Below are 23,497 nucleotides of genomic sequence, written 5' to 3' on the forward strand. Positions count from 1 at the left end.
ATGAAGAATGAACAGGACTGAGCGCGATAATTTGCACTACTTATGCAAAGAAGATCCTGAATTTGCCATTTTTTATCGGGAATTTCGGACAAATCATGCTCGTCCGTTATCCGAACACCGTATCGCGCTGTGCGGTTTACGCGGTACGGGCAAACGCGTCCTGGAGAAGGTATTGCCTGCCGCCATCAGCGGTAATGCGCGCACGGCCCTGAGCGACCGCCATTCGCCAGAAAAAAGCGGCGTTGATCACCCCTCCCGCCGCTGTCTCTTTATCGACGATATCAACGACTCCCCCGCCGGCGCGCTGGCCGGCGCTATCGGCGCGGACTGGATCCTGTATGTCCACGGCGCGGGCCAGCCGGGGCTGGCTCAGCCGGAAATCCGTTTTCTGGCCGCCTTGCAGAACCGTTTTCCCGATCTCGGGCGACGGCTGATAATGATACTGCATGACGAGGAGGGGAAACCGCGCGAGACAACCCGTTGCACATTGGAAAACAGCCTGGCGCCGCTGCTGCCCCATCCTCCCCGCCTTATTACGCTGTCCCTGGAGGATCATCTTATGGACGGCGACAGAAACAACGCGCTGAGCGGGGAAGTACGACGGCAGTTGGATGATTTGATCGCGTGCTATCCCGGGGGGCTCGCCGCCGCCCGCGCCCGCGCCGCCGCCGCCCTGCTGGATTCACTGGATTATTTTGTCGGCCGGGCGATAACAAGGCGCGAACAAAGGTTAACCGGCATTAATGATGACCTGGACCAGGCATGCGCGCTTTGGCGGCAGGACCTGCTTATCGTCGATGACCTGCTGCATCAGCGGATAACCCAGAACCAACCACTGTGACTCATTTCAGAGGAAGTTGATATGCGATGGTCAGATATTTCTTTTGTCAGTGCCGCCCTGGGCGTTTTCGCGGATATCGGCGCCGGGCGGCTAAGCGGCCTGCCGCCGGCCGCGGGAGTTCGGGCGAAGGACCGTCGTTTCAGGCCGGCGCAGGCGCCGGCCCGTGAAGGCACTTGCCGGGAAAATGAGATTGTCGCGGATGCGAAAATCCAGCTGTTGGGCTTCTACCGCCGTCATCCACGGATGATTGTGCATAGTGAATCAGCTTATATTCCGCTGACTTATGTCGCGCTTAGCCATTTTGTCAGGCAGAACAAAAACCAGCCCCTGCCTGAGCTGCTGGCGGCGTTGGCCAGGCTGATTCCCGGTACCGACATAAGCCCGGTCCGGCGCGGGCAGACGGCGCGGGCAAACGCGCTGCGGCGAGAGATTAGCGCGCTGAATGATTTCAGGGCGCGGCTGGCGGCCGAGCGCGCGCGTCAAGACGCTGGCCTTATACGCTAAATTAGCCGTTGTCAATACCTTATGTTGGGATGGGGAATTAACGCAACGGCAGAATAAGGCGAATTCCGCCGTCATCCAGCATAATAAAGGATGCTAATGTAAAAGAGATGAGATTAAGGATAATGAGTGGAACGTTTAAGTGATTTGCGACTTTTTATCGAAGCGGCGATGTTGGGCAGTTTTTCGGCGGCGGGACGTAAGCTCGGTTGTTCTCCGGCGGCGGCGAGCGCCTGCATCGTGCGTCTGGAGACCGGTCTCAAGGTGCGCCTGTTTGAACGGACCACCCGCCAGCTCAGGCTGACCGACGAGGGCAAGCTGTTCCTAAGCTATAGCCAGCGCGCCGTGGAACAGCTTAATGACGTCACCGAGCTGTTGCGTTCGGGCAAGGATGACATCAAGGGCGCGATACGCATTACCGCCCCCTCCGACGTTGGCCGCAATCGTCTGATTGGCTTATTGGAGCGCTTTCGCCAAGACTTTCCCGCAATACACTTTATTCTCTCTCTGGCCGATGCCACGACCGCCCCGATCGGCGACGACATTGACATCGCCATCCGCTATGGGCAGCACGACGACGCCGGCATGACGGCCTATAAACTGGCCGACAGTCATCGGGTGGTATGCGTTGCTCCGGCGCTGCTGGCGCAATTGGATCCACCGCTGGCGCCCCCCCATCTGCAGGCATTGCCGTCCATTGCCCTGATTAATACCTTAGGCAATCAGGAGCAATGGGTTTATCGCGATGAAGCAAAAATGCCGCGGCAGCTGACCATGACCCCCGCCTACACCACCAATGACGACGACATTAGCCGCAAATGGGCCGTCATGGGATACGGATTCGCTTATAAGTCGATCCTGGATATCAGTGAAGACCTGGCCGCGGGCCGGCTGGTGACGGTATTGGATCAGTATTTTATTGAACCGGCGCCCCTTGTCGCCCTGTATAATCGGAATAAATTCCAGCCGCCCCGCATCAAACGGCTACTGCACTTCCTGGCTGAAAACCTGGCATAACCGCAGGCCGACGGCAGTTTGCCTGCCCGATATCGCCGGCGCAGCGTGAGGACCGCGTCACAAAGACGCAGGGGTTCGCCTTGCCCCGCTTAACGCCGCAACCATCATGACCTATCATTCATTCAGACGCGCACCTTCAGCATCATCAGAAGCGAACTTATTGTCGCGTCTTACGGCCGGCGGAGATAAGCTGGTGAACAGGTTGTCCCGCGCCATGTCCTCGCATTTTTTTCTGGAGAGTATTATGCATATTGATTTATCGGGAAAACGCGCCATCGTCACCGCCTCCACCGGCGGCATCGGTTTTGCCATCGCCACTGGGCTGGCGCGCGCCGGCGCGTCAGTGGTGATTAACGGCCGCAGCCAGGCCACGGTAGATAAGGCGCTGGGCCAGTTGCGACACACGGTGCCGCAGGCGGCGGTTGAAGGCGTGGCGGCTGATTTGTCCGATGCGGCGGGCGTGGCTACGCTTACCGGCGCCGTACCCGCCGCCGATATTATCGTCAATAACGCCGGCATTTACGGCCCTAAGCCTTTTTTCGACGTGGATGACGATGAGTGGGAGCGTTATTTCCAGACCAACGTTATGTCCGGCATACGACTGGCGCGTTTTTACCTGCAAGGCATGCTGGAACGCGACTGGGGGCGCATCGTGTTTATTTCATCGGAGTCGGCGCTTAATATCCCGCCGGAAATGATCCATTACGGGGTGACCAAAACGGCGCAGCTGGCCGTCGCGGGCGGGTTGGCCAAACTCGCCGCCGGCACCGGGGTCACGGTAAACTCGGTACTGCCCGGCCCAACGCTGTCCGAAGGCGTGCGCGAGATGCTGAAGGATTCCGCCCGGGATGCGGGCGTGAGTATTGAACAGGCGGGAACCGATTTTGTGCGCACCCACCGGTCAACCTCTATTATCCAACGGCTGGCGACCCCCGAGGAAGTGGCCAACCTGGTGGTATATACCTGCTCCCGGCAAGCATCGGCCACCACCGGCGCGGCGCTGCGGGTGGACGGCGGGGTTATCAACAGTATCGTCTAGCGGCGACCTGAACTCCGGCCCTGCCGCACCTCTGGGATGCGCGCGCGATATCAGGCATAATCACTTCACTAACTTGTTAAAAAGATGTGAAGGTATTGCTATGCACGATGAGTTAAGCGCAGAAATAAAGCAAAAAATCCTGCAATCCACCACCACCGTCGCCAAGGTGGTGTTTCCCACCACCATAAACCATCATTCGACCCTGTTCGGCGGCACCGCCCTGGCATGGATGGATGAGGTTTCCTTTATTACCGCCACCCGCTTCTGCCGCAAACGGCTGGTAACGGTATCCACGGAAAAAATCACCTTCAGCCGGCCCATTCCTTCCGGCACCATTATCGAGCTGGTGGGCAGGGTTAGCCGGGTGGGCAGGACCAGCATCACCGTGGATGTCGCCATTTTCCTTGAAGATATGTACGCGGCGGGCCGGGAGGAAGTGGTGCGGGGGCAGTTTAATTTTGTCGCGGTGGATGAAAATGACAAAGCGACCCCGCTGTTATAATCCCCGCCCCGGATTGGCGCGATGTGTTAAAACACGTCGCCGGCATTGTAAAAAAATGCTCTTTTTTATGTGATGCGCATCACAAATATTTGCATTTATGTGACGGAGGTCATATTATTACCTCATCAAACGCAAACACGTTACAGGCGAACAAACCTGGTGAGGGAAAGCATATGAAATTCCGTAAATTCCTGAAAAAAATTCTGCTGTCATACGTTAATACCGTGAAAGACGTACCGCCCGGTGCCATGTATTAATTTCCATGACGTCAAAAAAGCTGCCGCGGCAGCTTTTTTTTTTGGCAAAAAAACGCTGATGAAATCAGGCCTGGAGAAATTCAAGCAGCGCGGCGTTCACCTTATCGGCATCCACGGTACACATACCGTGGGACGCGCCGGCCAATACTTTTAACGTGGCGTCGGGAATGATCTTGGCTGATTTACGGCCCGAAACCTCTAGCGGCACGATTTGATCGTCATCGCCCTGCAGCACCAGGGTCGGCACGTCGAATTTTTTCAGATCCTCGGTGAAATCCGTCTGCGAGAACTGCTTGATGCAGGCATATTGCCCGGCGATGCCGCCCGCCATCCCCTGCAGCCAGAAAGCATCTATCACCCCCTGGGAGAGTTTGGCGCCGTCGCGGTTATAACCATAAAACGAGACCGCGAGATCTTGATAAAATTGCGATCGATCCGCCGACACGCCGGCCCGGATACCGTCGAAAACCGTTATCGGCACGCCCTCGGGATTCGCCGCCGTTTGCAGCATCAGCGGCGGCACTGCGCTTATCAGCACCGCTTTGGCCACGCGTCCGGTACCATGGCGACCGATATAGCGCGCCACTTCCCCGCCGCCGGTGGAATGGCCGATAAGGATGGCGTCCTGCAGATCCAGGCTGGCGATAAGGGCCGCGAGATCATCGGCATAGGTATCCATATCATTCCCGTCCCACGTCTGGGCCGACCGGCCATGGCTGCGCCGGTCATGGGCGATAACCCGATAGCCCTTGTCGGCAAGGAACATCATCTGGCTGTCCCAGGCATCGGCGGTCAGCGGCCAGCCGTGGGAAAAAACCACCGGCTGGCCGGTGCCCCAGTCCTTATAGAATATCTGCGTCCCGTCATCGGTTGTGATAGTGCTCATGTTGTCTGATCCTTTTTTCGGGTGAGTGGGGATAAGAGCCGCCGACGCTATCGTCAGCATTGCATACGGGGCATGAGAACGCCTGGCGGGCGCCATCAATTTCCGGGTCAACCTATCAAGATTAGGAACGAAAAGAGTAAGCCGCCATCCGCCGCCAAAAGATAATGGCGGCTTGATGCCGGCAAAAAGAATATGCAGGCCTAAGTCACGGGAAAATCAATGTGATTCCGCGCTGTCCCAATACTGGTATTGCGTGGCCGTGCTGCGGTGTCGTCTGATAATCGACTGCGGTAAAATTTCCGTGTCGCTGCCATAACTCAGGATGCAGTTGCCCACGTCGTCGTTGCGCTGGCACTGCTCCACTTTGGTGAGCTGGCTTACCGGCGTCCGTGACACCGAGAAAGAACCCGCCTCCCTGCCGTCGGCATCATACTGATAACGGGTTTGACCATGGTTCGAACGCATCGAGATGAAATAACCTTTTTTATCATAGGCGTAAATATATTCATCGTTGCTGAACGCGTCGGTGCCCCGCGCCGTGCTTTTGACCAGACGCAAATTATTATCGTAGTCATAGGTCCCGGTGGTAAATCCGGGCCGCTCGTTAATAGTAAAGGCATCGGTCGAGGAGGTGATCACGCCGTTTTTACCGGTAAAAAACCGGCTTTTGCCCTGCTTATGGTTAACCAGCGTTGGCTTGCCGTCTTGATCGAGAATGATGGCGATATCGTACTCGCTCTCCCAGCCATCAGCGGATTTTACCGTGTGATTGGACATGCGCAGGGTCATGCGGCCCTCCGTTTTGTGGTAATCGTACGCTTCCTCGATAAGGGCGCCGCAGGTGTCGAAACTGATGCTTGAGCGGGCCTGTTCATCCAGATCTTTTCCCACCATCCCCGCCACCACCAGCCGGATGTCGCCTTTGGCGGTGCCGCTCAGCATGATGAGGTTATTACTGTCATTGATATTTTTTTTTGCCGCGGGGCATTCTTTTTCAGCCGCGGCCGCATTGACGGCCAGGCCGGCCAGCAGGATCAACACCGGCAATCGGTAAATTGGATTAATCATATGTTTTCCCAGGCATACCTGCGATTCGGTTACCATCAAAAATCAGGTAATTACAGCGGCGAACAGGATTTAGCGCACCGTAAAAGTATACCCCGCCAGGCAGGCCGGCGCCATGATTACGCCCGAACACGGCGAGTCAATGCCGCCCCGATCGACGCGGCGCCGTTTTTACCGCGAGAAACCGTCAAAGCAACTTGCATTCGCTCCGGAAAAAACTGTATATTTACCCAGTATAAATAAAAGGATAGATCATGCATGTTGAACTGATTTACGACAAAAGAAATTTTACCGCCTTGCCCGACGCCGGCGGTCTTATCCTGGCCGAGCTGACCAAACGCGTACAGCAGGTTTTCCCTGACGCCGAGGTCAACATCAAGCCGATGCAGCGCAACGGCCTGGATACGGATGCCAGCAAAAGCGATAAAGCCATCCTGGCCCGCATCGTTGAGGAAATGTTCGATGACTCGGCGGAATGGCTTACCCTTGCAGAATAACAGGGAGTCAACCGCATGCCCCGGCGCCCGCCGGGGCTACGTTATCATGTCCCCTCTCCGATGAAATCCCATAGGTCCAGCCCGGACAATGCGGGTAGTCCCGCGCCCTCCCCCGGTTAATCAAGCCTGGGTGCCGGTATCGCCCGGCGCCCCGGCGTTACAACGGCGGAATAAGGGTATTGCCTTTCTGCGCGGCCCGCTCAATGGCTTTGGTCTGCCGCCGCTGGAAATACAGATTGGTGAAATAAGTGGCTATGCCAATCACCACCCCGAGGATGATGGCGATTTTGTCCCAGTCCAGATGGCATAGCCAGGTACCGATGTTGCCGATAGCGATAAGAAAACCGGACATAGAATAGGCTCCTGCGGTAGTCAATTTCCCGGGCATACGCTGTTCTCCACCTGTCGCGCAGAGCTTGCCCCCCGTTCAGGGACAATCCCCGGCGGACGTTCATTGCTCAATGATCCTTGCCTCGCTGATGCCGCCGTAATCGCCGCAAAAACAGTTGCCGTTCGTAATGCATTTTTCCCTACGGGCGATAAATCCTTCGCGCAGGCGTTCATGCGTATCCGGCGTAATATCGATTACCGCCAGCCACTGGCGCGCGGCGCGCCGCCATAACCGGCGGCTCTCCAGCCGCTTGGCCAGGGTGATTGCTGTTATTAGTTCCGTCATCGTGGGTACCTCCTTCTCCAGCACCGCGCCGGGAGAGGGTTGCCGGGGTGCTTTTTTATGTCCGGAGGCCGCACCCCCGACATCATGCGTAGGATATGTTGTCTTTTTGCTTCATAAAGACCTTGATGTCAGATATACTGACCTTTAAATAGTAGGATATCTGACATAAAAAAGTCAATAAAACTTACATCAGATAATGGTAGGATAACCGACATGGAAATGAGCAATCGCATTCGTGCCAGGCGCAAAGAGTTAAACATCACCCAGCAGGTCCTGGCCAACCTGGTGGGGGTCAGCCGCGTCACGGTGACGGGATGGGAGTCGGGAGATTACCAGCCCGGCGGCGCCAATCTCCAGGCGCTGGCCGCAGCCTTGCAGTGTCGCCCCGCCTGGCTTGTGGACGGTAAAGGGGAAGCCGGCGCCGGGCATCCGCCCCTGCCGCCAACCGCGCGTTTCGGCATTAAGGAAATCCCGTTGTTATCCTGGGTGCAGGCCGGTATTTGGACCGAATCGGAAAAACCCGTCACCCTCGATGATGCCAGGGATTGGATTTATACCACGGCCTCGGTGTCGGAGTTCGCTTTTGCCCTTAAGGTCAGGGGGGATTCCATGACCAATCCCCATGGCGCGCCCAGTATCCCCGACGGTTCGGTGGTCGTGGTCGATCCCGATTTTGGCGGCAGTGATGAAGCCAACGGTAAGATCGTGGTCGCCCAACTGGAAGGCAGCAACGAAGCCACCCTGAAAAAATTCACCACCGACGGCCCGTTTAAATATCTGGTACCGCTCAATCCCAACTATAAAATGCTCGAAGTAAACGGCAACTGCCGGATCATCGGCGTCGTCAAACAAATCATTATGGATTTGTAAGCCTTGCCGTATCACCGGCAGGTCGGTTTTCAAACCTGAACGGCTTTATCTGCCGGCGTCAGTTTTGCGACATCGCGCCGGCCTTCTTCCCTTTTGTTACATCGCGCTTTGGCCGCCATCCACCACCAGCGCCTGTCCCGTCACATAGGAGGCGCGATCCGATAGCAGGAACAACGCGACCTGCGCCATTTCTTCCGGTTCCGCCATGCGTCCCAGCGGGATGCCCAGGGCATAGGGATGCGAGGCGTTGCCTTGTTCATCGGTGGTAATACGGCCCTGCGTCATCGGCGTGCGGGTGATGGACGGATTAATGGAATTCACCCGGATACCGGCCGGCCCAAACTCCACGGCCGCCGCGCGGGCGAGCGAGACTATGCCGCCTTTGCTGGCGCTGTAAACCGTCGTCCCGGGCTGGGCGATGTTCGCCAGTACCGAACCGTTAAAGACAATCGCGCCGCCGCCTCCCTGACGCTTCATCTGAGCGACTTCCGCCTGCAGGCAAAAGAACGCCGCTTTCAGGTTGGTGTCAAGAACGCGATCCCACAGCGCTTCGTCGAGAGAGTCTATCGGACCGCCGCCGGACACGCCGGCATTATTGAACGCGCAGTCCAGCCTGCCGTAATGCGCCGCCGCCTGCTCAATGACCGCGGCGATAGTCTCTGTGCGCGTCAGGTCCGCCGCAATAAATAATGCGCTGCCGCCCGCCTTGACAATCTCGGCCACCACGGCGCGCCCGGCGTCTTCCTGCCGCCCGGTTAACACCACCCGCGCGCCTTCGCGGGCGAACAGGATAGCGCTGGCCCTGCCGATGCCCGACGTGCCGCCGGTAACCAATGCCACCTTACCTTGCAGTAAACCCATGGTTGTTCCCCTGTCTCTGTTGTTATGATTTAGCGGAGCGGATAATGCGTTGCCACGTTATTTAGATGATGACTGACATCTAATTTCGATTATATGTTGATCGACATCTATTATGTCAACGACGGCCGGCGTTATTTTTGCGTGGTGAACAAAGAGGGGGAATGACGACAAATTAAGGACGCAAGGCATTGGCTACATCCGGGCGGATGCAGCATCCTGAGACAAGGCCACCGCCGGGCTAACCGAACAGGCGACGCTGATACGCGATCAGCTTATGGCCAGACGTGAATCCAGCAGATGCCCGCGGCCAGGATAAAAAAAGCCATAAAGCACAGCGTTGTTACCTGGGAGTAAGTTAATTCGCATTTATTTTCGGTCATATTTTTCCTCGCTAATAAAACATGCCCATACCATCACCTTGACCACCGCCTTTCCACGGCCCTAAAAACCGGGACATGCGCACGACGGCCGCTGCACGACGTGTTATTGCCGCCGTTCGCATCCTATAAAGCTATACCAGCGTGCTAACATAATATCAATATCCTATTGGCAAAGCGTTGGATGAATACACGCCCCGACGCCGTGCCGGGGCTTATCCACCCTGATGAATCTCTTTGCCTGGCGCGCGGCGTGGTTCATTGCTCGTTGGCGCAAGCCCGCCACATGGCATCGAATCCTGCCGCCTTGTAGGCCGCGATTTCATCCGTTCCGCGCGCTGCAAATTCCATCGTGGTTTGCGCCAGCGCCATAAATATCGCCTCGGCAAAAGCCGACTGCCCTGTTATAAAAACATGATTGAAAAAACAGGCATCGGACAGCGCCTTTAAATCCGGAAACAGTTCGGCCACGCTGGCGAGAGTGGCGGGACTTATCTTTTCAGAAACGGCCAGCTGGCGCATCGCCTTATTAGCGGCTGGGTTAACCAAGCCCCACTCGATATAACTGTTCCATACAGCGCGCGCGCGCTCCTTAATCGGCCCGGCGCGGTTATAATCCAGCATCATCGCTCCGCACAGGTTTTGCTTGAGGTGCAGGTAGAGCGCATTCAGCAAGTCGTCTTTGGTGGCGAAATACCGGAACAGCGTGCCTTCGGCGACACCCGCCCTTACGGCTATGCGCGCGGTGGACGCGCCCAACCCAAACTCCGCGACCGTCACCGTCGCGGCCTCGAGCAGGGCAAGCCTTTTCTCTTCACTTTTCGGGCGAGCCACGCGGCACCCTCCTTTTTCATCATCAAAAGATAGACCCCTGCCGCCTTATCGTCCGGCAATCAACGGTTTTTGCCGCAACGGGCAAGATCATATTGACGGTAAATCCGTTCCCCCTATAATGAGTATGTAATCACTCATATTCAAGCCATTTTACCATGCCCGCCCGTAGCGCCAAGGCATACTCCGCCAATAGAACGTTAGCCCAACGGTCGTGATCACCATGTTATCAGACAGATCCAGCGGTTTTTCCTCTTTTTTTTCTCTGCCGGCATTCGGTAAATTGCCCGCGGGAAAGCGTTTGGAGCGTATCAGCGCCTCCGTTAACTTCACCGGCGGCGAGTTTCGTAACCCACTGCCCACGCCCCAGCTGACAGAAGGCGCCGGATATGTGGCGCTGTTATGGGAATTTATTTTCGGTAGCCGTCAACGGGTGAAACCCGCGGGTGCCCTGCCGATGGTGAAAACAGACCTGAAAGCGCTTGATGCCGGCCAGGATACAGTGCTATGGCTGGGGCATTCGTCTTATTTTATGCAGCTTGGCGGCCACAGGATCCTGATAGACCCGGTATTCAGCGCCTACGCCGCGCCCTTTTCTGTTTTTAACCGGGCTTTTAAGGGCGACTATCCGTATTCCGCCGCGGATATGCCCGAGATCGATTACCTGATTATTTCCCACGATCATTGGGATCATCTGGATTATCCCACCCTGACCGCCCTGAGGACAAAAATAAAAACCATCCTTTGCCCGCTGGGCGTCGGCGCGCATTTGGAATATTGGGGATTCTCACCGGAGATTATCCATGAATCGGATTGGGACCAGGAATGGGTTTTTGCCGCCGATTTTACCGTCCATGTCCTGCCGGCCCGTCATTTTTCCGGCCGTGGCCTGGCCCGCAACAAAACGTTGTGGGCCAGCTTTATGCTGGAAACACCGGCCCGCAGGGTTTTCTACAGCGGCGACAGCGGCTACGGGCCGCATTTTGCCGCTATAGGCGACCGCTTTGGCGCGGTCGACCTGGCCATTATGGAGAATGGGCAATACGACAAGAGCTGGAAGTACATTCATATGATGCCTGAGCAAGTTGCCCTGGCGGCGACGGACGTGCGCGCCGGCGCGCTGTTAGCCGGTCACTCCGGGCGGTTTTGCATGTCCAACCATGCCTGGGACGATCCGTACATCCGCCTGTCCGCCGCCAGCCGGGATAAAACCTACAGACTCTTGACGCCGGTGATTGGCGAAGCCGTGTTGCTGGACCGCCCGGGGCAGGCATTCACCCGGTGGTGGGAAAAGACTGACGGTTAAGCAGGCTGCTTAAGCGCGGCGTTATGGAAGCCAATATAGCGGGCATAACGCGCGGGTTTGAGTTGGGTCAGGTCAACCAGCACCAGTCCGTCTATACAGTTGTTGAACGCGGGGTCGCTGCCGAAGTCGATAAATTGCACGCCGCCGGTGGCGCACAGTTCAGAATACTGTTTGTACAGCGGCGGGATACTGCAGCCAAAATGACTTAACAGCTGCTTCAGCTTTTGCAAATCCGCCTGATAATCATCCCCGGTAAATTGCGCCAGCACCTCGGGCAGCGACGCCGGATAGGGCCGCCGCGATGTCGCCAGCGGCAGCGCCGGGGCAAAATAGAGTCGGTAAAACGCGACCAGTATATCCCGCGCCGCCAGCGGCAGGCCGCCGGAAATCGACACCGGGCCGAACAGATAGCGGTATTGCGGATAGGTAGCCAGATACGCGCCAATCCCCAGCCACAGGTAATCCAGGCCGCGCTTGCCCCAATACCGGGGCTGGATAAAACTCCGCCCCAGCTCGATACCCTGATCGAGAATGGGATCCATTTCATGGCCATAATGGAACAGGCTCTGGCTGTAGAGACCCGCAATGCCTTTTTGCTTAATGTGCCCGGCGGTGGGAATAAAGCGGTAGGCGCCGATGATCTCCAGCTCCTGCGGATCCCAGAGCACCAGGTGATAATAATCGTCGTCATAGCTATCGAGATCGCGGCGGCGGCCGCTGCCTTCCCCGACGGCGCGAAAGGCGATTTCCCGCAGACGGCCCAATTCGCGCAATATCGGCACGTACTCTTCGCCGGTGCGCCGGTATAAATAGATGATTTTGCCATCAGGCGTCCGGCCCAGCGTTTCGCTGGCGGACAGCGCGCGCTTCAGGACGGCGCGATCTTCGGCGCGGGCAATGGCCGACTCGGTGGCGAACAAACCGTCTTTACCCAGCCCGATGCGGTAAACATGACGGCGAAAGCGTCCGGCCAGGACATTGACGTCGGTATGGCCATCATGCCAGTTGGCGTAGGGTATGCGCGCGCCGATATGTAATTTAAGGCGGTTGCCGCGCTGGCGGAACATCTCCCGCACCAATAACAGCGAGGACAGCGGGCGGTAAAGCAGCGAACACAGATAAAACCACGCGCTGTTGCCGCCGCCGATATGCACCGGCACGACGGGCGCACGGCTTTTGGCGGCCAGACGGATAAAACCGGTGCGCCAGCGGCCGTCACGTACGCCTTTGCTGCCAAGACGCGAGACTTCTCCCGCCGGGAACACGATCAGCACGCCCTGGTTATCGAGGTGTTCCTGCATCAGCGCCACCTGCGTACGGCGCGTCCGGTTGCCCATATTATCCACCGGGATCATCAGGCTGCTTAACGATTCCACGCGCGACAGCAGCCGGTTCGCCACCACCTTGACATCGCTGCGCACCGACGCGACCGCGCACAGCAACACCAGCCCGTCGATGGTGCCGATCGGATGGTTGGCCACCACCACGACCGGACCGTAGCTGGGGATTTGCTCAAGATCGCGCTCGGTCAGTTCGCACTGGATATTTAAAAATTCAAGGATCTGCTCCACCATGTCCAGTCCCTTCAGATGCCGGTAATTATCGGCTAACTGATGAAACTCTTTTTCGCGAAATAGCCATTTCAGCAGCCTGAGTTGCCAGGGCGCGGTTTTATGCCGTGGGTTCAGATCCTGAAGCACCGTTTCCATGCTAAACATAGGAACACCTCCAAATGCGTTCCTCCGACCATAAACAGCATCGATGACAACGACATGGCGGGCAGATGACAGATTGGGTAATCCCTCATCTGCGGCTCAGGACCGCTGCTTCGCGAACGACACAGCCGCTCGCGGCCATGTCATGCTTAACAGGCAGCCAGGTGTCCGTTGCCGTAGTCGGTAAACTGCTGCGGCGGACTTTGCCAGCCAAGCGGCTTGATGGGGTCCGGGCGGGCCATATCGGTCAGCAGACTGTGGAAATCCCGTTTTTGGCTGACGTCCGGCATGGGCACCGCGCTCAGCAGCCGGCGGGTGTAGGGATGACGCGGATGATGCAATACCTGATCCCGTGGGCCAATCTCGACAATCCGGCCGGCGAACAGGACCGCGACCCGATGGCAAATGCGCTCAACCACCGCCATGTCATGGGAAATAAAGACATAGCTGAGCCGGTACTCCCCGCGCAACGCCTCCAGCAACGCCAGCACCTGCGCCTGCACCGACACGTCCAGCGCCGATACCGATTCATCGGCGATGATAAGCCGGGGGTTCAGCGCCAGCGCCCGGGCAATGCAGATACGCTGCCGCTGGCCGCCGGAGAACTGGTGCGGATAGCGATCCATGACACCGGCCGGCAACCCGACCTGTTCCAGCAGCTGGCCCACGCGCGCGCGTCTTTCCTCCCCGCGCATGCGCTGATGGATAAGCATCGGCTCCCCCACCAGTTCAAAAACCGATTGGCGTGGATTAAGCGCGGCGTACGGGTCCTGGAACACCATCTGGATCTCCTGGCGCACAGCGTTGAGCGCGTCCCCTCGCAGGCCGTTAAGTTCCTGCCCGGCCAGCCGCGCGCTGCCCTCGAACGGCACCATATTCATCAGCGCCTTGCCGAGGCTGGACTTACCGCAACCACTTTCGCCCACAATGCCTAAGGTCTCTCCCGGCCAGAGATCAAACGTGACGTTATCCACCGCAAAGACCTGGCGGCGCGGGCTAAAGCCCTCCCGGCGCACCGGGAAACGTACCGTCAGGCGGTTTACCGACAGCAGCGGCTCGGCATGCTCCACCGGGGCAATCGGCGGCGCGCTGCCCAGCACCGGCACCGCCGCCAGCAGCTTGCGGGTATAGGCTGCCCGCGGCGCGTGGAACAGCTGCGCCGCCGGGGCGCGCTCCTCAATGCGTCCCTGGTTCATGACCACCACGTCATCCGCCATTTCCGCTACCACCCCCATATCATGGGTGATCATCAATACGCTGGTATTGAACTCCCGCTGCAGCTCGCGCATTAACTGCAGGATTTGCGCCTGGATGGTGACATCCAGCGCGGTGGTCGGCTCATCGGCAATCAGTACACGAGGTTTGCACAGCATCGCCATGGCAATCATCACCCGCTGGCGCATCCCGCCGGACAGTTCGTGCGGGTACTGTTTAAGACGCTTTTCCACCTGGGTGAATTTTACCGCGTCCAGCATCTCCACGACCCGCATACGCCGGGCACGGCGATCGAAGGGTTCATGGCGTTGCAGCGTTTCCTCCAGTTGTTGCCCGACGGTCATCAGCGGGTTAAGGGAGGTCATCGGCTCCTGGAAAATCATGCCGATCTGCTTGCCGCGCAGCGGCTGCATCTCAGGATCCGACAGGCTCAGCAGATCGCGGCCGTCAAATACAATGGCCCCGCCGGGCACGCTCGCCTCATTGGGCAGCAGCCCCATAATGGCCAGGGACGCCAGGGATTTGCCGCTGCCCGATTCCCCGGCGATGCACAACGTTTTGCCCGGCAATAATGCAAAGCTGACATCATCCACCACCCGGCGGGAGCCGAATTCAATTGACAGACGCTCCACTGAAATCAGGGCTGGCTGCATCGCAAGTACCTCACTGTAAAACCAGTTTCGGAAAGTAGAACGACACCACCCAGTTCGGCATGTCGACAATTTCACTGATGCGGAGATCGCCGCAGACCGAGCACAGCATATAGGCATCCTCCGGGCTCATATACTGCTCCCGGCACAGGGCGTCGATACAGTAGCGCAGCGCGTCACGGGCGGCGGTCATCAGATCCGGACCTACGCCGGTAAATACCTCGTATCCCGCCTTGTCGAGATGATCGGTCACCGGCCCTGGGGTGGAAAAACGCGGCGTGGCCAACGGCATGTTTTTTACCACTTCCAGTTTCACCACCGCGTCCATGGCGCTTTCAATCGCCGTGCCGCACACCTCGCCGTCGCCCTGCGCGGCATGGGTATCGCCGATCGAAAACAGCGCGCCCTCCACTTCCACCGGCAGGTAAAGGGTACAACCCGCGTTGAGATCGCGAATATCCAGGTTGCCGCCCACCCGCCTGGGCGGCACGATGGAATGCAGGCCTGCCTCGGCCGGCGCCACGCCGATGGTGCCGGCAAAAGGCTTCAGCGGCACCCGTCCATGGCGGCCAAACGCGCAGGGCGCCAGCGTGGTTTTATCGTAATGCCATAAGGCCAGCGCCGGCGTGGTGAACTGATCCGCCAGCAGCCCGAAGCCGGGGATATTGGCCGTCCAGCCGAAACCGGAGGGGCGGAAGGCGTCGATAGTCACTTTCAGCACATCACCAGGCAAGGCGCCTTCCACGTATACAGGACCGTTAACCGGATTGATTTTGTCAAACGGCATGGCGCCGACATCGGCGGCGGTGGATTGCGGCGTGAAAAAACCGTTGGACGAGTCAAGACAGTGAAACTCAAGCGTGGTGCCGGACGCGACGCGGGCCTCGGGGACAAGGCTGTTATCCCAGCCGAAATGGTGCTGCGCGTGATGAATGGTTTTAACCAGGCAGTTTTGACACATGCCATCTCTCCTTCAATAGCGGCGAACCGGTGCCGGCCGGCCCGCCAGGCGGATTATTTTTTCCAGATATAGTCATAGTTGACCGGAACATGCACCGGGTCGACGTACAGCGCGTCCTCCCCGCCCATATTGGCGGAACGTACCGTGAAACGTTTTTCGTTAAAAATGGGCACCCAGGGCGCATCATCCATGGCGCTGATGAAAATTTTGCGCCAGGCGGCGATACGCGCGTCCTGCTGATCGGGTTTGGCCATGCTGTCGGCTTTTTCGGCTTCGGCGTCCAGGGTTTTATTACAGTAGCGCGCCCAGTTCCAGCCGCCATCCACCGCGCCGCCGCAGCCGAGGATCGGTCCCCAGAAGTTGGATGGATCCGGGAAGTCGGCAATCCACGCCATGCCGCCGGACCAGACCATCGGCGCCTGATCGGCTGAACCGCCTGCGGCAATGACGTTGGCCTGGGCCAGAGATTTAATGCTGGCGCGAATACCCACCTTGGCCAGATCCTGCTGGATAGACTGGGCGATGCGCGGCTGCGGATCGGTATTCATCACATACAGTTCGGTGCTGAAACCATTGGCAAACCCTGCCTCGCCAAGCAGCTGTTTGGCCTTCGCCACGTCATAACCCAGCCCTTTATAGGCGGTGTCATAGCCGGGCATCGCCGGGGGTAGCGGCTGGTTGGCCGCAACGGCGCGGCCGTTGATAATGCGCACGATACGATCTTTGTTGATGGCCATATTGACCGCCTGACGCACCTTCAGGTTATCGAACGGCTTTAGGGTGGTTTTCATGGTCAGGTAACCGGTCTGGAGCTGATCGCCGGTCACCAGCAGCCCCTTATATTTGGGGTCTTGCTTAAATTGCAGGAACCGGGCCGGCGGCACGCCGTCACCGGCGATATCCACTTCCCCGCGCTCAAGGCGCAGCAGGGCCACCGAGGGATCCTGCCCCACTTCAAAGGTGATGGTATCAAGGTGCGGCAGACCACTGCGGAAGTAGTTGGGATTCTTCTTGAACACCAATTCCTGGCCAAGCTTCCATGTGCTCAACTCAAAAGCCCCGGTGCCAACCGGATGTTTGCCGAAATCCGCGCCCCATTGTTCCACCGCTTCATGGGGAACGACAGAAGCGAAATTCAGCGCCATCACATGCAGGAAGGTGGCATTCGGCGCCTTGAGGGTGATCTTGACGGTATAATCGTCCGGCGTTTCAATACCGGCAAGGTGTTCCGCTTTACCGGACGCCATATCATCGTAGCCGGCAATGGAGCTGAAGAACCCGGCCCCCGGGCTTTGGGTTTTCGGATTAACGGTGCGCTCCAGCGAGTATTTCACGTCGGCAGCCTTCATCTCGCGGCCGTTATGGAACTTCACGCCTTTGCGTAGCGTAAACGTATAGACCAGCCCGTCATCAGAGACGGTGTAATTTTCCGCCAGGTCGTTGACCAGGTCGGTGGTGCCCGGTTTATAATCCATCAGGCCGTCAAACAGGCTTTTGATCATCGACCAGTTCTGCCAGTCATAACCAATCGCCGGATCAAGCGTCGCCACGTCATTCTGATACGTGACCACCGCATTGCCGCCCTGCCTCGCCTCCTCCGCATGGGCCGCCCCGGCGAAACATGCCGCCGCCACCGCCATCATCACTAAGCGCTTTTTCATGGTCTTCCCCTCGAGTTCTTGATATCAATGCGCGGATCCACCCATGGCAGCAGCAGATCCGCAATAAGGTTGCCGCCGACAATCGCCACCGCAGATACCGTGGTAACGCCGACAATCACCGGAATATCGACCTGCTGGATCGCCTGCCAGGCCAATTGCCCGATCCCCGGCCAGCCAAACACCGACTCCACCACCACCAGCCCGCCCAGGAAGATGCCGATATCAATGCCAATCATCGGGATCAGCGGCAATACGGCGTTGGGCAGCACATGACGGAACAGCACCCGCGCCCGGCTTAATCCTTTGGCCCGGGCGGTACGGACAAAATCCTCATGCAGGACGTCAATCATCATTGAGCGCAGCATGCGCGAATACCAGCCGCTGCCCAGCACGCCAAGCGTCAGCGCCGGTAGCGCCAGGTGACTAAAACCGCCGTAGCCACCCATCGGAAACCAGTCAAGCACCGCCGAAAACAGATACAGAAACAGCATCGCGGCGATAAATTGCGGTGCGGAAACGCCAATAAACGAGAAGGCCATCAGCAGTTTGTCGAGCACGGTATTGCGTTTGACCGCCGCCAGGGTGCCGAGGGTAATGCCAAGTAAAAGTTCGCACAGGATCCCCGCCGCCATCAGTTCCAGGGACGGGCCGATGCGCGCAGAAATCAGCGCGCTAACCTCGCTGCGCTGGATAAATGAACGGCCGAGATCGCCATGCAGCAACCGCAGCAGATAGTGGGTATATTGCTGCCAGAACGGCAGGTCCAGCTCCAGTTGATGGCGGATGCTGGCGATCACTTCCGGGGTGGCGCTGCGCCCGGCAATCTGGCGCACCGGGTCCGCGGGCAGTAAAAACAGCAGCATATAGCTGATAAAGGTCACACCTAATAAAATCAGGGCGGCGTGCAGCAAACGACGGCTTATAAACGGCATCACAGACCTCGTTTCAGGGTGGGATCCAGCGCATCGCGCAGGGCGTCGCCGACGATATTAAACGCCAGCGACAGCAATACGATTGCCGCGCCAGGCAGGAATACCAGCCAGGGCGCCGACGTAAAATAGGTCTGGCTTTCAAAAATGATATTGCCCCAGCTCGCCATCGGCGGTTGTACCCCGACCCCCAGGAAGGAGAGCGTGGCTTCCAGCAATACGGTGGTGGAGATGCCGAGGGTGGCCCAGACCAGAATGGTGGGCACCAGGTGGGGAATCAGATGCACGATGAGGATTCGCCACGGTCCGGCGCCTATGGTGCGCTCCACGGCGACAAAATCACGCGCGCTGAGTGCGACGGTTTCGGCATAGATCACCCGCGCAATCTGGACCCAGTTCACCATGGCGATGACCAACGCGACGATCCACACGCTGGGCTGGAAAATCGCGGCGAGGGCGATAGCCAGCAGCAGCGCCGGAAACGCCATCATCAAATCGGTGATACGCATCAGCAGATTGCCGATGCGCCCCTGGATATAGCCGGCGCATAGACCGACCACCACGCCAATCAGCACTGCCATGCCATTGGCGACCACGCCCACCAGCAGGGAGGTGCGCGCCCCCCAGATAAGCCTTGAGAGCAGATCTCGGCCCAGCAAATCAGTGCCGAGCCAGAAGCCGCGATCCGGCGGCAGCGGCGCGCCGTCCAGGCTCAGGCCCTCGACAAACTGCTCATCCGGGTCGAACGGGGCCAGCCAGGGGGCGAACAGCGCCGCCAGTATCACCAGCACAATAAACAGCACGGACAGCAACAGCATCGGACGGCGGTATAAACGCAATAACATGGTTAACCTTCTCCCAACCGTTGTTGTTGCCGGAAAGCGAGGTATTTTTCCGCCGCCTCTTCCATACGCAGGTTGTGGCGCATGGCTTCGCCGCGCAGCCCGGCCCATGCCTGCTGTTCATCGCAGTTACCGTCCACCATCAGCGCCGCGACGGCCCGGCTCACCACGGGCATGGCGCTGACGCGCAGGCGTAGCTGCATCAGTTGTTCCTCCTGCGTCGTAAGCTGGTGGCGCAGGCCGATAGCCATCATCAGGGTGGTATAGATGGCGCGTTGATTAATCGGTTTCGGCAGTAGCGCGGTCGCGCCGAGCACCAGCGCCCGTTGGATTTGCGATAAAGCCTCATGGGACGTCAGCACCACGATGGGCACCGCGCGCTGTCGCAGCATCTCCAGGGTCCTGGGACTGGCGAAATATTCCAGCTCCACCAGCGCGGCGCAAACAGGGCCAGGCGGCAGCGGGCCGTCGGCGCAAAGCGTAACCCAGCGCCCGCCCATGCGCGGCAGGCATTTTTCCAACGTCGCCAGCGTGCGGGGGTCGCAATCCACTAATAACAGCGGCCGCGTGTCAAAATCCGGAGGGGAGAGTGTCTTCATTTTACGATCCTCAATACGGGCCGCGTCGATGCCGGGGCAAAAGCAGCCTGGAGATCCGTCGCCGTTAAATACGGGTCGGGCGCGACCGGGTGCGACTCGCTGTACAACAGGTGAAACGCGCCGTGGCGCAGTTCCGCGATATGGCAGGGCAAAAACGTATGGTTATTGCGTGACGAGACAGACAGGGCGCCGAGGGCAGTTTGTTGCCCGTTAAGATACAGCGCCCGGCGGATGGCGTCCGGATCGCTGTCCATGGACTGTTGCAGGGCGTTGGCGAACAGTTTTACCGCCAGCCAGGCCCCGGTGTAATAGTGGGAAAAACGGGTCCAGCCATGCAGCAATTGTTGCCGATGACAGAAGGCGGTATTGGTGGCGGCAAAAAACGGACCGCAGGAGAGCAGCCGCAGCGCGCGTATTTCCCCCAACTGGCTGGTTTCCGCTTCGGTCAGGTTGCAGCTTAATACCGGCAACATCCGGCCGGCCTGGGCGCAGAGCCGATCCAGCCGGCGTAAAAAGGCATAAGAAGATTCGCCAACCAGGTTATTGAGTACAAAATCCGGTGCGGCCCGCAGGGTCTGCTCCGCCAGTTCCTCCACCGCGGTATGACCGAGATGCAGGTATTTCTCCGCCAGCACCTCGCCGCCGGCAATCTCGATCGCTTCCCGGGCGATGCGGTTGCTTTCCCAGCCCCAGACATAGTTTGATCCCGTCAGCCAGGCGCGTTTGCCGAATTCCCCCAGCGCCAGGCGCAATAGCGGCAATAATGTCTGGTTGGGACAGCCGCCCAGATAGATAACCTGCTCGCTGCTCTCATATCCTTCATACGGACAGCCGTACCACAGCAGGGCATTATGTTGCTCCAGATCGGGAATGATTTCTTTACGGCTGGCGGACGTGATAGTGCCGAAGATATGCCGCGCGCCGGCGCTTATCAGCCGTTCGACCCCCGCGCTATAGGCGCTAAGATTACCCGCCGGGTTGATATGGGTGGCGTTCAGGATATACGGGAAACAGGGATCGGCATTGGTTTCCGCCAATGCGTGACGCATCCCGGCCAGCGCGCTTTCCGCCATATGGCGGTAGGTGCCTTCGGTGGAAAGTAAGATACCGACCTCAATCACTGCGCGCATCTGCTGCCTTCCTCGCAAAAAAAAAGCCTGACCACCCGCAAAGGGGATCAGGCTTCATTACCTGTAAAGGTTAAATTTTCACAAGACTTATGGGACCGTGCCCCGGCTTGACACGAAGGAATATGAAAGAAACGTGCCAATTTGCAATAAATAGCAATAACAAGGCGTTAATCAAATGTACCGGCGAACGATGCCCCATAACGGGGCAGTGATACACCATAATAGAACATTCAGCGCCGGCCGCGTGAGGCGCAATACCCCCTCTTATCGCCAGGGTTATCGGATACCGAAGGCCTTAGGTTTGGGCGTTTGCCCGAAGCTGTCTTTTTCCAGCGTGAACATAATCAATCACTCCGTCGTAAACAGTCATTGCCACTCTCACGATCACCCTAATCTGTTTATTGCCGGCACCAGCGTGATGCCTCCACCTCCTGCATGAACCCCACGCTTACCGGCGCGGCATTAAGCCTGCGTTTGGCGGATCATCTGCTGAAGGTGGTAAAGGTATAAGTTAAGCGTTAAATTCTGCCGCGGCTTGCTTCCCGGCGAGCCGCGGTGTTATTTTTTAGCGTAAACCCGCCCGAAGGACCTTCACGGATGAGTACTTACCATTTAGTCGATCCCGAACTGCAGCCATTATTATCACAATTGGAACATCCCACGCTTGATGCCCAGGTCCTGCCGGCGATGCGCGCCCAACGGCAGGCGGCCGCGCTGGACAACGCCGCGCGCGACGATGGGCTGGCGCTGTCCATGACCGAACATTTAATCCCCGGGCAGGACGGCGCGCCGCCGGTGCGGGTGATGGTTATCGCTCCGCTCGCGGTGAAAAAAGGCCGGATGGGCATCCTCCATATCCACGGCGGCGGATTTCTGATGGGTAGCCCGGAACAATCGCTGCCGCTTACCCGCCTCACCGCAAGCCGGCAGGATTGCGTCGTTGTCTCGGTTGATTACCGGCTGTCGCCCGAGACGCGCTTCCCCGGTCCGCTGGAAGATTGTTTTACCGCGCTGGCCTGGATGGCGCAATACGCTGGTGAATTGGGCGTTGATCCCCGGCACATCGGCGTGATTGGCGACAGCGCCGGCGCGGGACTGGCCGCCGGGCTGGCGCTGCTCGCCAGGGACCGTGGCGCACCGGCGCTGGCTTTTCAGAACCTGATGTACCCGATGCTTGATGATCGCACGGTGGTGGAGACCGATCCTAATCCGATAACCGGCGAATTTATCTGGACGCGGGAAAGCAACCGTTTCGGCTGGCAGTCGTATTTGGGCGCCGAGCCGGGCGGCGAGGATATTTGCATGTATGCGGCGGCGGCGAGAGCGAATTACCTGGGCGGTTTGCCGCCAGCCTGGATTGGGGTGGGCACGCTGGATTTGTTTCTCGACGAAAATCTGGAGTATGCCCGCAGGTTAATCCGCGCGGGCGTGCCGGTAGCGTTGAACGTTTACCCCGGCGGGTTCCATGGTTTTAACGGCGATCCCAACGCGGATATCGCCCGCCGCGCCCGCAAAGACCGGCAGCTTTCTTTAAGCCGCTTTAACCCGGCACAACCGGGGGCCTAATGATACAGGCAATCCCAAACGCATGCCCATGCGACCGCTCTTGCCCTGGAGCCCCTTTTTTGACCAGAGGGAATGGCCCGGCATCGCTTATCTGAATCCGGCCCCCGGCTGACTCAAATCGTATCTTGATTACGACTGGCCCTCCGGCCGGTCCGGCATGCCCTCATGTGCGCCAAATTCCTGCTCTGGCGGTGACACCCAGCGGTCTTTGCGCGTCAATTCATATTGCTGGTTTTTTGGGTAATGGATCCTGTTATCGGGTTTGGACGCCTCGCCGACCACCAATAGCCGGACTTCTCGTTCGCTGTTATTGATAAAGGTATGGCAGATGCCTGTGCCGGCTGGGAATCCCACCGATTCACCCGGCGAGAGCTGATGCATAACGCCGTTTATCCAGACATGCGGATCCCCTTCCAGCACATAGATAAACTCCTCCTCCGCGCTTTCAGCATGGGGATAGGTGGTCCGGCGCCCCGGCGGCAGCCGTTCATGATGAATACCAATCCGGCTAAGGCCAAGCATTCGGCCCAACGGCGCGCCAATCGACATGCGCTCGCCGCTATCTTCATAGGCCGCCACGTCGTCACCCTCCAGCTCACGCCAATGCCTGATAAATTCCGGACGCATATTGTGATCCTCCCTTACGCTGATTGTATCGTTAGAAGCCATTATTCAAAAAAATAGCTCAGAATAGGTTTACTTG

Annotated in this window: 25 protein-coding genes and 1 pseudogene; 11 read left to right on the plus strand and 15 right to left on the minus strand. The window is 58.3% G+C overall.

Annotated elements, in window-relative coordinates; all coding sequences use genetic code 11:
- The first annotated feature begins 7 nt into the window (after positions 1-7).
- From ACL2XN_RS11850 to azuC, 6 genes are all read left to right on the plus strand, one after another.
- Positions 8-841, plus strand: coding sequence for a hypothetical protein (locus ACL2XN_RS11850; RefSeq protein WP_413730877.1), 834 nt, complete (start codon positions 8-10; stop codon positions 839-841).
- Between the two features lie 21 nt (positions 842-862).
- On the plus strand, positions 863-1,345 hold the full coding sequence (locus ACL2XN_RS11855; protein WP_413730878.1) for a hypothetical protein: 483 nt from the start codon (positions 863-865) through the stop codon (positions 1,343-1,345).
- Between the two features lie 126 nt (positions 1,346-1,471).
- Complete coding sequence (locus ACL2XN_RS11860) at positions 1,472-2,359, plus strand: LysR family transcriptional regulator (RefSeq protein WP_413730879.1); 888 nt, start codon at positions 1,472-1,474, stop codon at positions 2,357-2,359.
- Between the two features lie 244 nt (positions 2,360-2,603).
- Positions 2,604-3,398: an SDR family NAD(P)-dependent oxidoreductase gene (locus tag ACL2XN_RS11865; RefSeq protein WP_413730880.1), complete on the plus strand. Its 795-nt coding sequence runs from the start codon at positions 2,604-2,606 to the stop codon at positions 3,396-3,398.
- 100 nt (positions 3,399-3,498) lie between these two features.
- The gene (locus ACL2XN_RS11870) at positions 3,499-3,900 is read left to right on the plus strand and encodes an acyl-CoA thioesterase (RefSeq protein ID WP_410016246.1); all 402 of its coding nucleotides are present in this window, start codon (positions 3,499-3,501) and stop codon (positions 3,898-3,900) included.
- A 173-nt stretch (positions 3,901-4,073) separates the two neighbouring features.
- On the plus strand, positions 4,074-4,157 hold the full coding sequence (gene azuC / locus ACL2XN_RS11875) for a stress response protein AzuC (protein ID WP_162367771.1): 84 nt from the start codon (positions 4,074-4,076) through the stop codon (positions 4,155-4,157).
- 64 nt (positions 4,158-4,221) lie between these two features.
- On the opposite strand, the gene ACL2XN_RS11880 is transcribed toward azuC, so the two are convergent.
- Both ACL2XN_RS11880 and ACL2XN_RS11885 read right to left on the minus strand, forming a co-directional pair.
- Positions 4,222-5,043, minus strand: coding sequence for an alpha/beta fold hydrolase (locus ACL2XN_RS11880; protein ID WP_410016247.1), 822 nt, complete (start codon positions 5,041-5,043; stop codon positions 4,222-4,224).
- Positions 5,044-5,259: 216 nt separating this feature from the next.
- Complete coding sequence (locus ACL2XN_RS11885) at positions 5,260-6,111, minus strand: hypothetical protein (protein ID WP_413722229.1); 852 nt, start codon at positions 6,109-6,111, stop codon at positions 5,260-5,262.
- Positions 6,112-6,362: 251 nt separating this feature from the next.
- On the opposite strand from ACL2XN_RS11885, the gene ACL2XN_RS11890 reads away from it, so the two are divergent.
- A complete protein-coding gene (locus ACL2XN_RS11890) occupies positions 6,363-6,605 on the plus strand; it encodes a DinI-like family protein (protein WP_410016249.1) in 243 nt (80 codons plus the stop codon).
- A 157-nt stretch (positions 6,606-6,762) separates the two neighbouring features.
- Here the strand turns inward: ACL2XN_RS11890 and ACL2XN_RS11895 are convergent, their stop codons facing one another.
- Both ACL2XN_RS11895 and ACL2XN_RS11900 read right to left on the minus strand, forming a co-directional pair.
- Complete coding sequence (locus ACL2XN_RS11895; protein ID WP_413730881.1) at positions 6,763-6,957, minus strand: phage holin; 195 nt, start codon at positions 6,955-6,957, stop codon at positions 6,763-6,765.
- A 99-nt stretch (positions 6,958-7,056) separates the two neighbouring features.
- A complete protein-coding gene (locus ACL2XN_RS11900; RefSeq protein WP_410016251.1) occupies positions 7,057-7,281 on the minus strand; it encodes a PerC family transcriptional regulator in 225 nt (74 codons plus the stop codon).
- Positions 7,282-7,494: 213 nt separating this feature from the next.
- Between ACL2XN_RS11900 and ACL2XN_RS11905 the strand changes: the two genes are divergently transcribed.
- Positions 7,495-8,151: a LexA family protein gene (locus tag ACL2XN_RS11905; protein WP_410016252.1), complete on the plus strand. Its 657-nt coding sequence runs from the start codon at positions 7,495-7,497 to the stop codon at positions 8,149-8,151.
- Between the two features lie 96 nt (positions 8,152-8,247).
- Here the strand turns inward: ACL2XN_RS11905 and ACL2XN_RS11910 are convergent, their stop codons facing one another.
- Together ACL2XN_RS11910 and ACL2XN_RS11915 are read right to left on the minus strand one after the other, a co-directional pair.
- On the minus strand, positions 8,248-9,012 hold the full coding sequence (locus tag ACL2XN_RS11910) for an SDR family NAD(P)-dependent oxidoreductase (protein WP_413730882.1): 765 nt from the start codon (positions 9,010-9,012) through the stop codon (positions 8,248-8,250).
- A gap of 635 nt (positions 9,013-9,647) precedes the next feature.
- On the minus strand, positions 9,648-10,223 hold the full coding sequence (locus ACL2XN_RS11915; RefSeq protein WP_413722227.1) for a TetR/AcrR family transcriptional regulator: 576 nt from the start codon (positions 10,221-10,223) through the stop codon (positions 9,648-9,650).
- 220 nt (positions 10,224-10,443) lie between these two features.
- Here ACL2XN_RS11915 and ACL2XN_RS11920 point away from each other — a divergent pair, with 220 nt between their 5' ends.
- Positions 10,444-11,526 carry an MBL fold metallo-hydrolase gene (locus ACL2XN_RS11920; RefSeq protein ID WP_413727086.1) on the plus strand — a complete coding sequence of 361 codons (1,083 nt, stop codon included), beginning with the start codon at positions 10,444-10,446 and terminating at the stop codon, positions 11,524-11,526.
- On the opposite strand, the gene ACL2XN_RS11925 is transcribed toward ACL2XN_RS11920, so the two are convergent.
- The 8 genes from ACL2XN_RS11925 to ACL2XN_RS11960 form a co-directional block, all read right to left on the minus strand.
- Complete coding sequence (locus tag ACL2XN_RS11925) at positions 11,523-13,244, minus strand: lysophospholipid acyltransferase family protein (protein ID WP_413730883.1); 1,722 nt, start codon at positions 13,242-13,244, stop codon at positions 11,523-11,525. The two genes, ACL2XN_RS11920 and ACL2XN_RS11925, sit on opposite strands and share 4 nt — an antisense overlap.
- A gap of 146 nt (positions 13,245-13,390) precedes the next feature.
- Positions 13,391-15,109 (minus strand): ABC transporter ATP-binding protein, encoded by a 1,719-nt coding sequence (locus tag ACL2XN_RS11930; RefSeq protein WP_413730884.1) that lies wholly within the window; start codon positions 15,107-15,109, stop codon positions 13,391-13,393.
- 10 nt (positions 15,110-15,119) lie between these two features.
- Positions 15,120-16,067 (minus strand): acetamidase/formamidase family protein, encoded by a 948-nt coding sequence (locus ACL2XN_RS11935; protein WP_413730885.1) that lies wholly within the window; start codon positions 16,065-16,067, stop codon positions 15,120-15,122.
- 53 nt (positions 16,068-16,120) lie between these two features.
- The gene (locus tag ACL2XN_RS11940) at positions 16,121-17,728 is read right to left on the minus strand and encodes an ABC transporter substrate-binding protein (RefSeq protein WP_413722222.1); all 1,608 of its coding nucleotides are present in this window, start codon (positions 17,726-17,728) and stop codon (positions 16,121-16,123) included.
- A complete protein-coding gene (locus ACL2XN_RS11945) occupies positions 17,725-18,660 on the minus strand; it encodes an ABC transporter permease (RefSeq protein WP_413722221.1) in 936 nt (311 codons plus the stop codon). The genes ACL2XN_RS11940 and ACL2XN_RS11945 overlap by 4 nt, the downstream gene beginning before the upstream one ends.
- Positions 18,660-19,502, minus strand: a complete 843-nt coding sequence (locus ACL2XN_RS11950; protein ID WP_413722220.1) for an ABC transporter permease — start codon at positions 19,500-19,502, stop codon at positions 18,660-18,662. Before ACL2XN_RS11950 ends, ACL2XN_RS11945 begins: the two co-directional genes overlap by 1 nt.
- 2 nt (positions 19,503-19,504) lie before the next feature.
- A complete protein-coding gene (locus tag ACL2XN_RS11955; RefSeq protein WP_413727092.1) occupies positions 19,505-20,098 on the minus strand; it encodes an ANTAR domain-containing response regulator in 594 nt (197 codons plus the stop codon).
- Positions 20,095-21,228 (minus strand): transporter substrate-binding protein, encoded by a 1,134-nt coding sequence (locus tag ACL2XN_RS11960; protein ID WP_413722218.1) that lies wholly within the window; start codon positions 21,226-21,228, stop codon positions 20,095-20,097. The genes ACL2XN_RS11955 and ACL2XN_RS11960 overlap by 4 nt, the downstream gene beginning before the upstream one ends.
- A gap of 352 nt (positions 21,229-21,580) precedes the next feature.
- Here ACL2XN_RS11960 and ACL2XN_RS11965 point away from each other — a divergent pair.
- Together ACL2XN_RS11965 and ACL2XN_RS11970 are read left to right on the plus strand one after the other, a co-directional pair.
- A pseudogene (locus ACL2XN_RS11965) lies at positions 21,581-21,738 on the plus strand (GMC oxidoreductase); the annotation flags it as partial.
- A gap of 87 nt (positions 21,739-21,825) precedes the next feature.
- Positions 21,826-22,794, plus strand: a complete 969-nt coding sequence (locus ACL2XN_RS11970; RefSeq protein ID WP_413730886.1) for an alpha/beta hydrolase — start codon at positions 21,826-21,828, stop codon at positions 22,792-22,794.
- 129 nt (positions 22,795-22,923) lie between these two features.
- Here the strand turns inward: ACL2XN_RS11970 and ACL2XN_RS11975 are convergent, their stop codons facing one another.
- On the minus strand, positions 22,924-23,421 hold the full coding sequence (locus ACL2XN_RS11975) for a cupin domain-containing protein (RefSeq protein ID WP_413730887.1): 498 nt from the start codon (positions 23,419-23,421) through the stop codon (positions 22,924-22,926).
- Positions 23,422-23,497 lie beyond the last annotated feature (76 nt).

This window comes from Sodalis sp. RH22, assembly GCF_047324165.1.
Classification (GTDB): domain Bacteria; phylum Pseudomonadota; class Gammaproteobacteria; order Enterobacterales; family Enterobacteriaceae; genus Acerihabitans.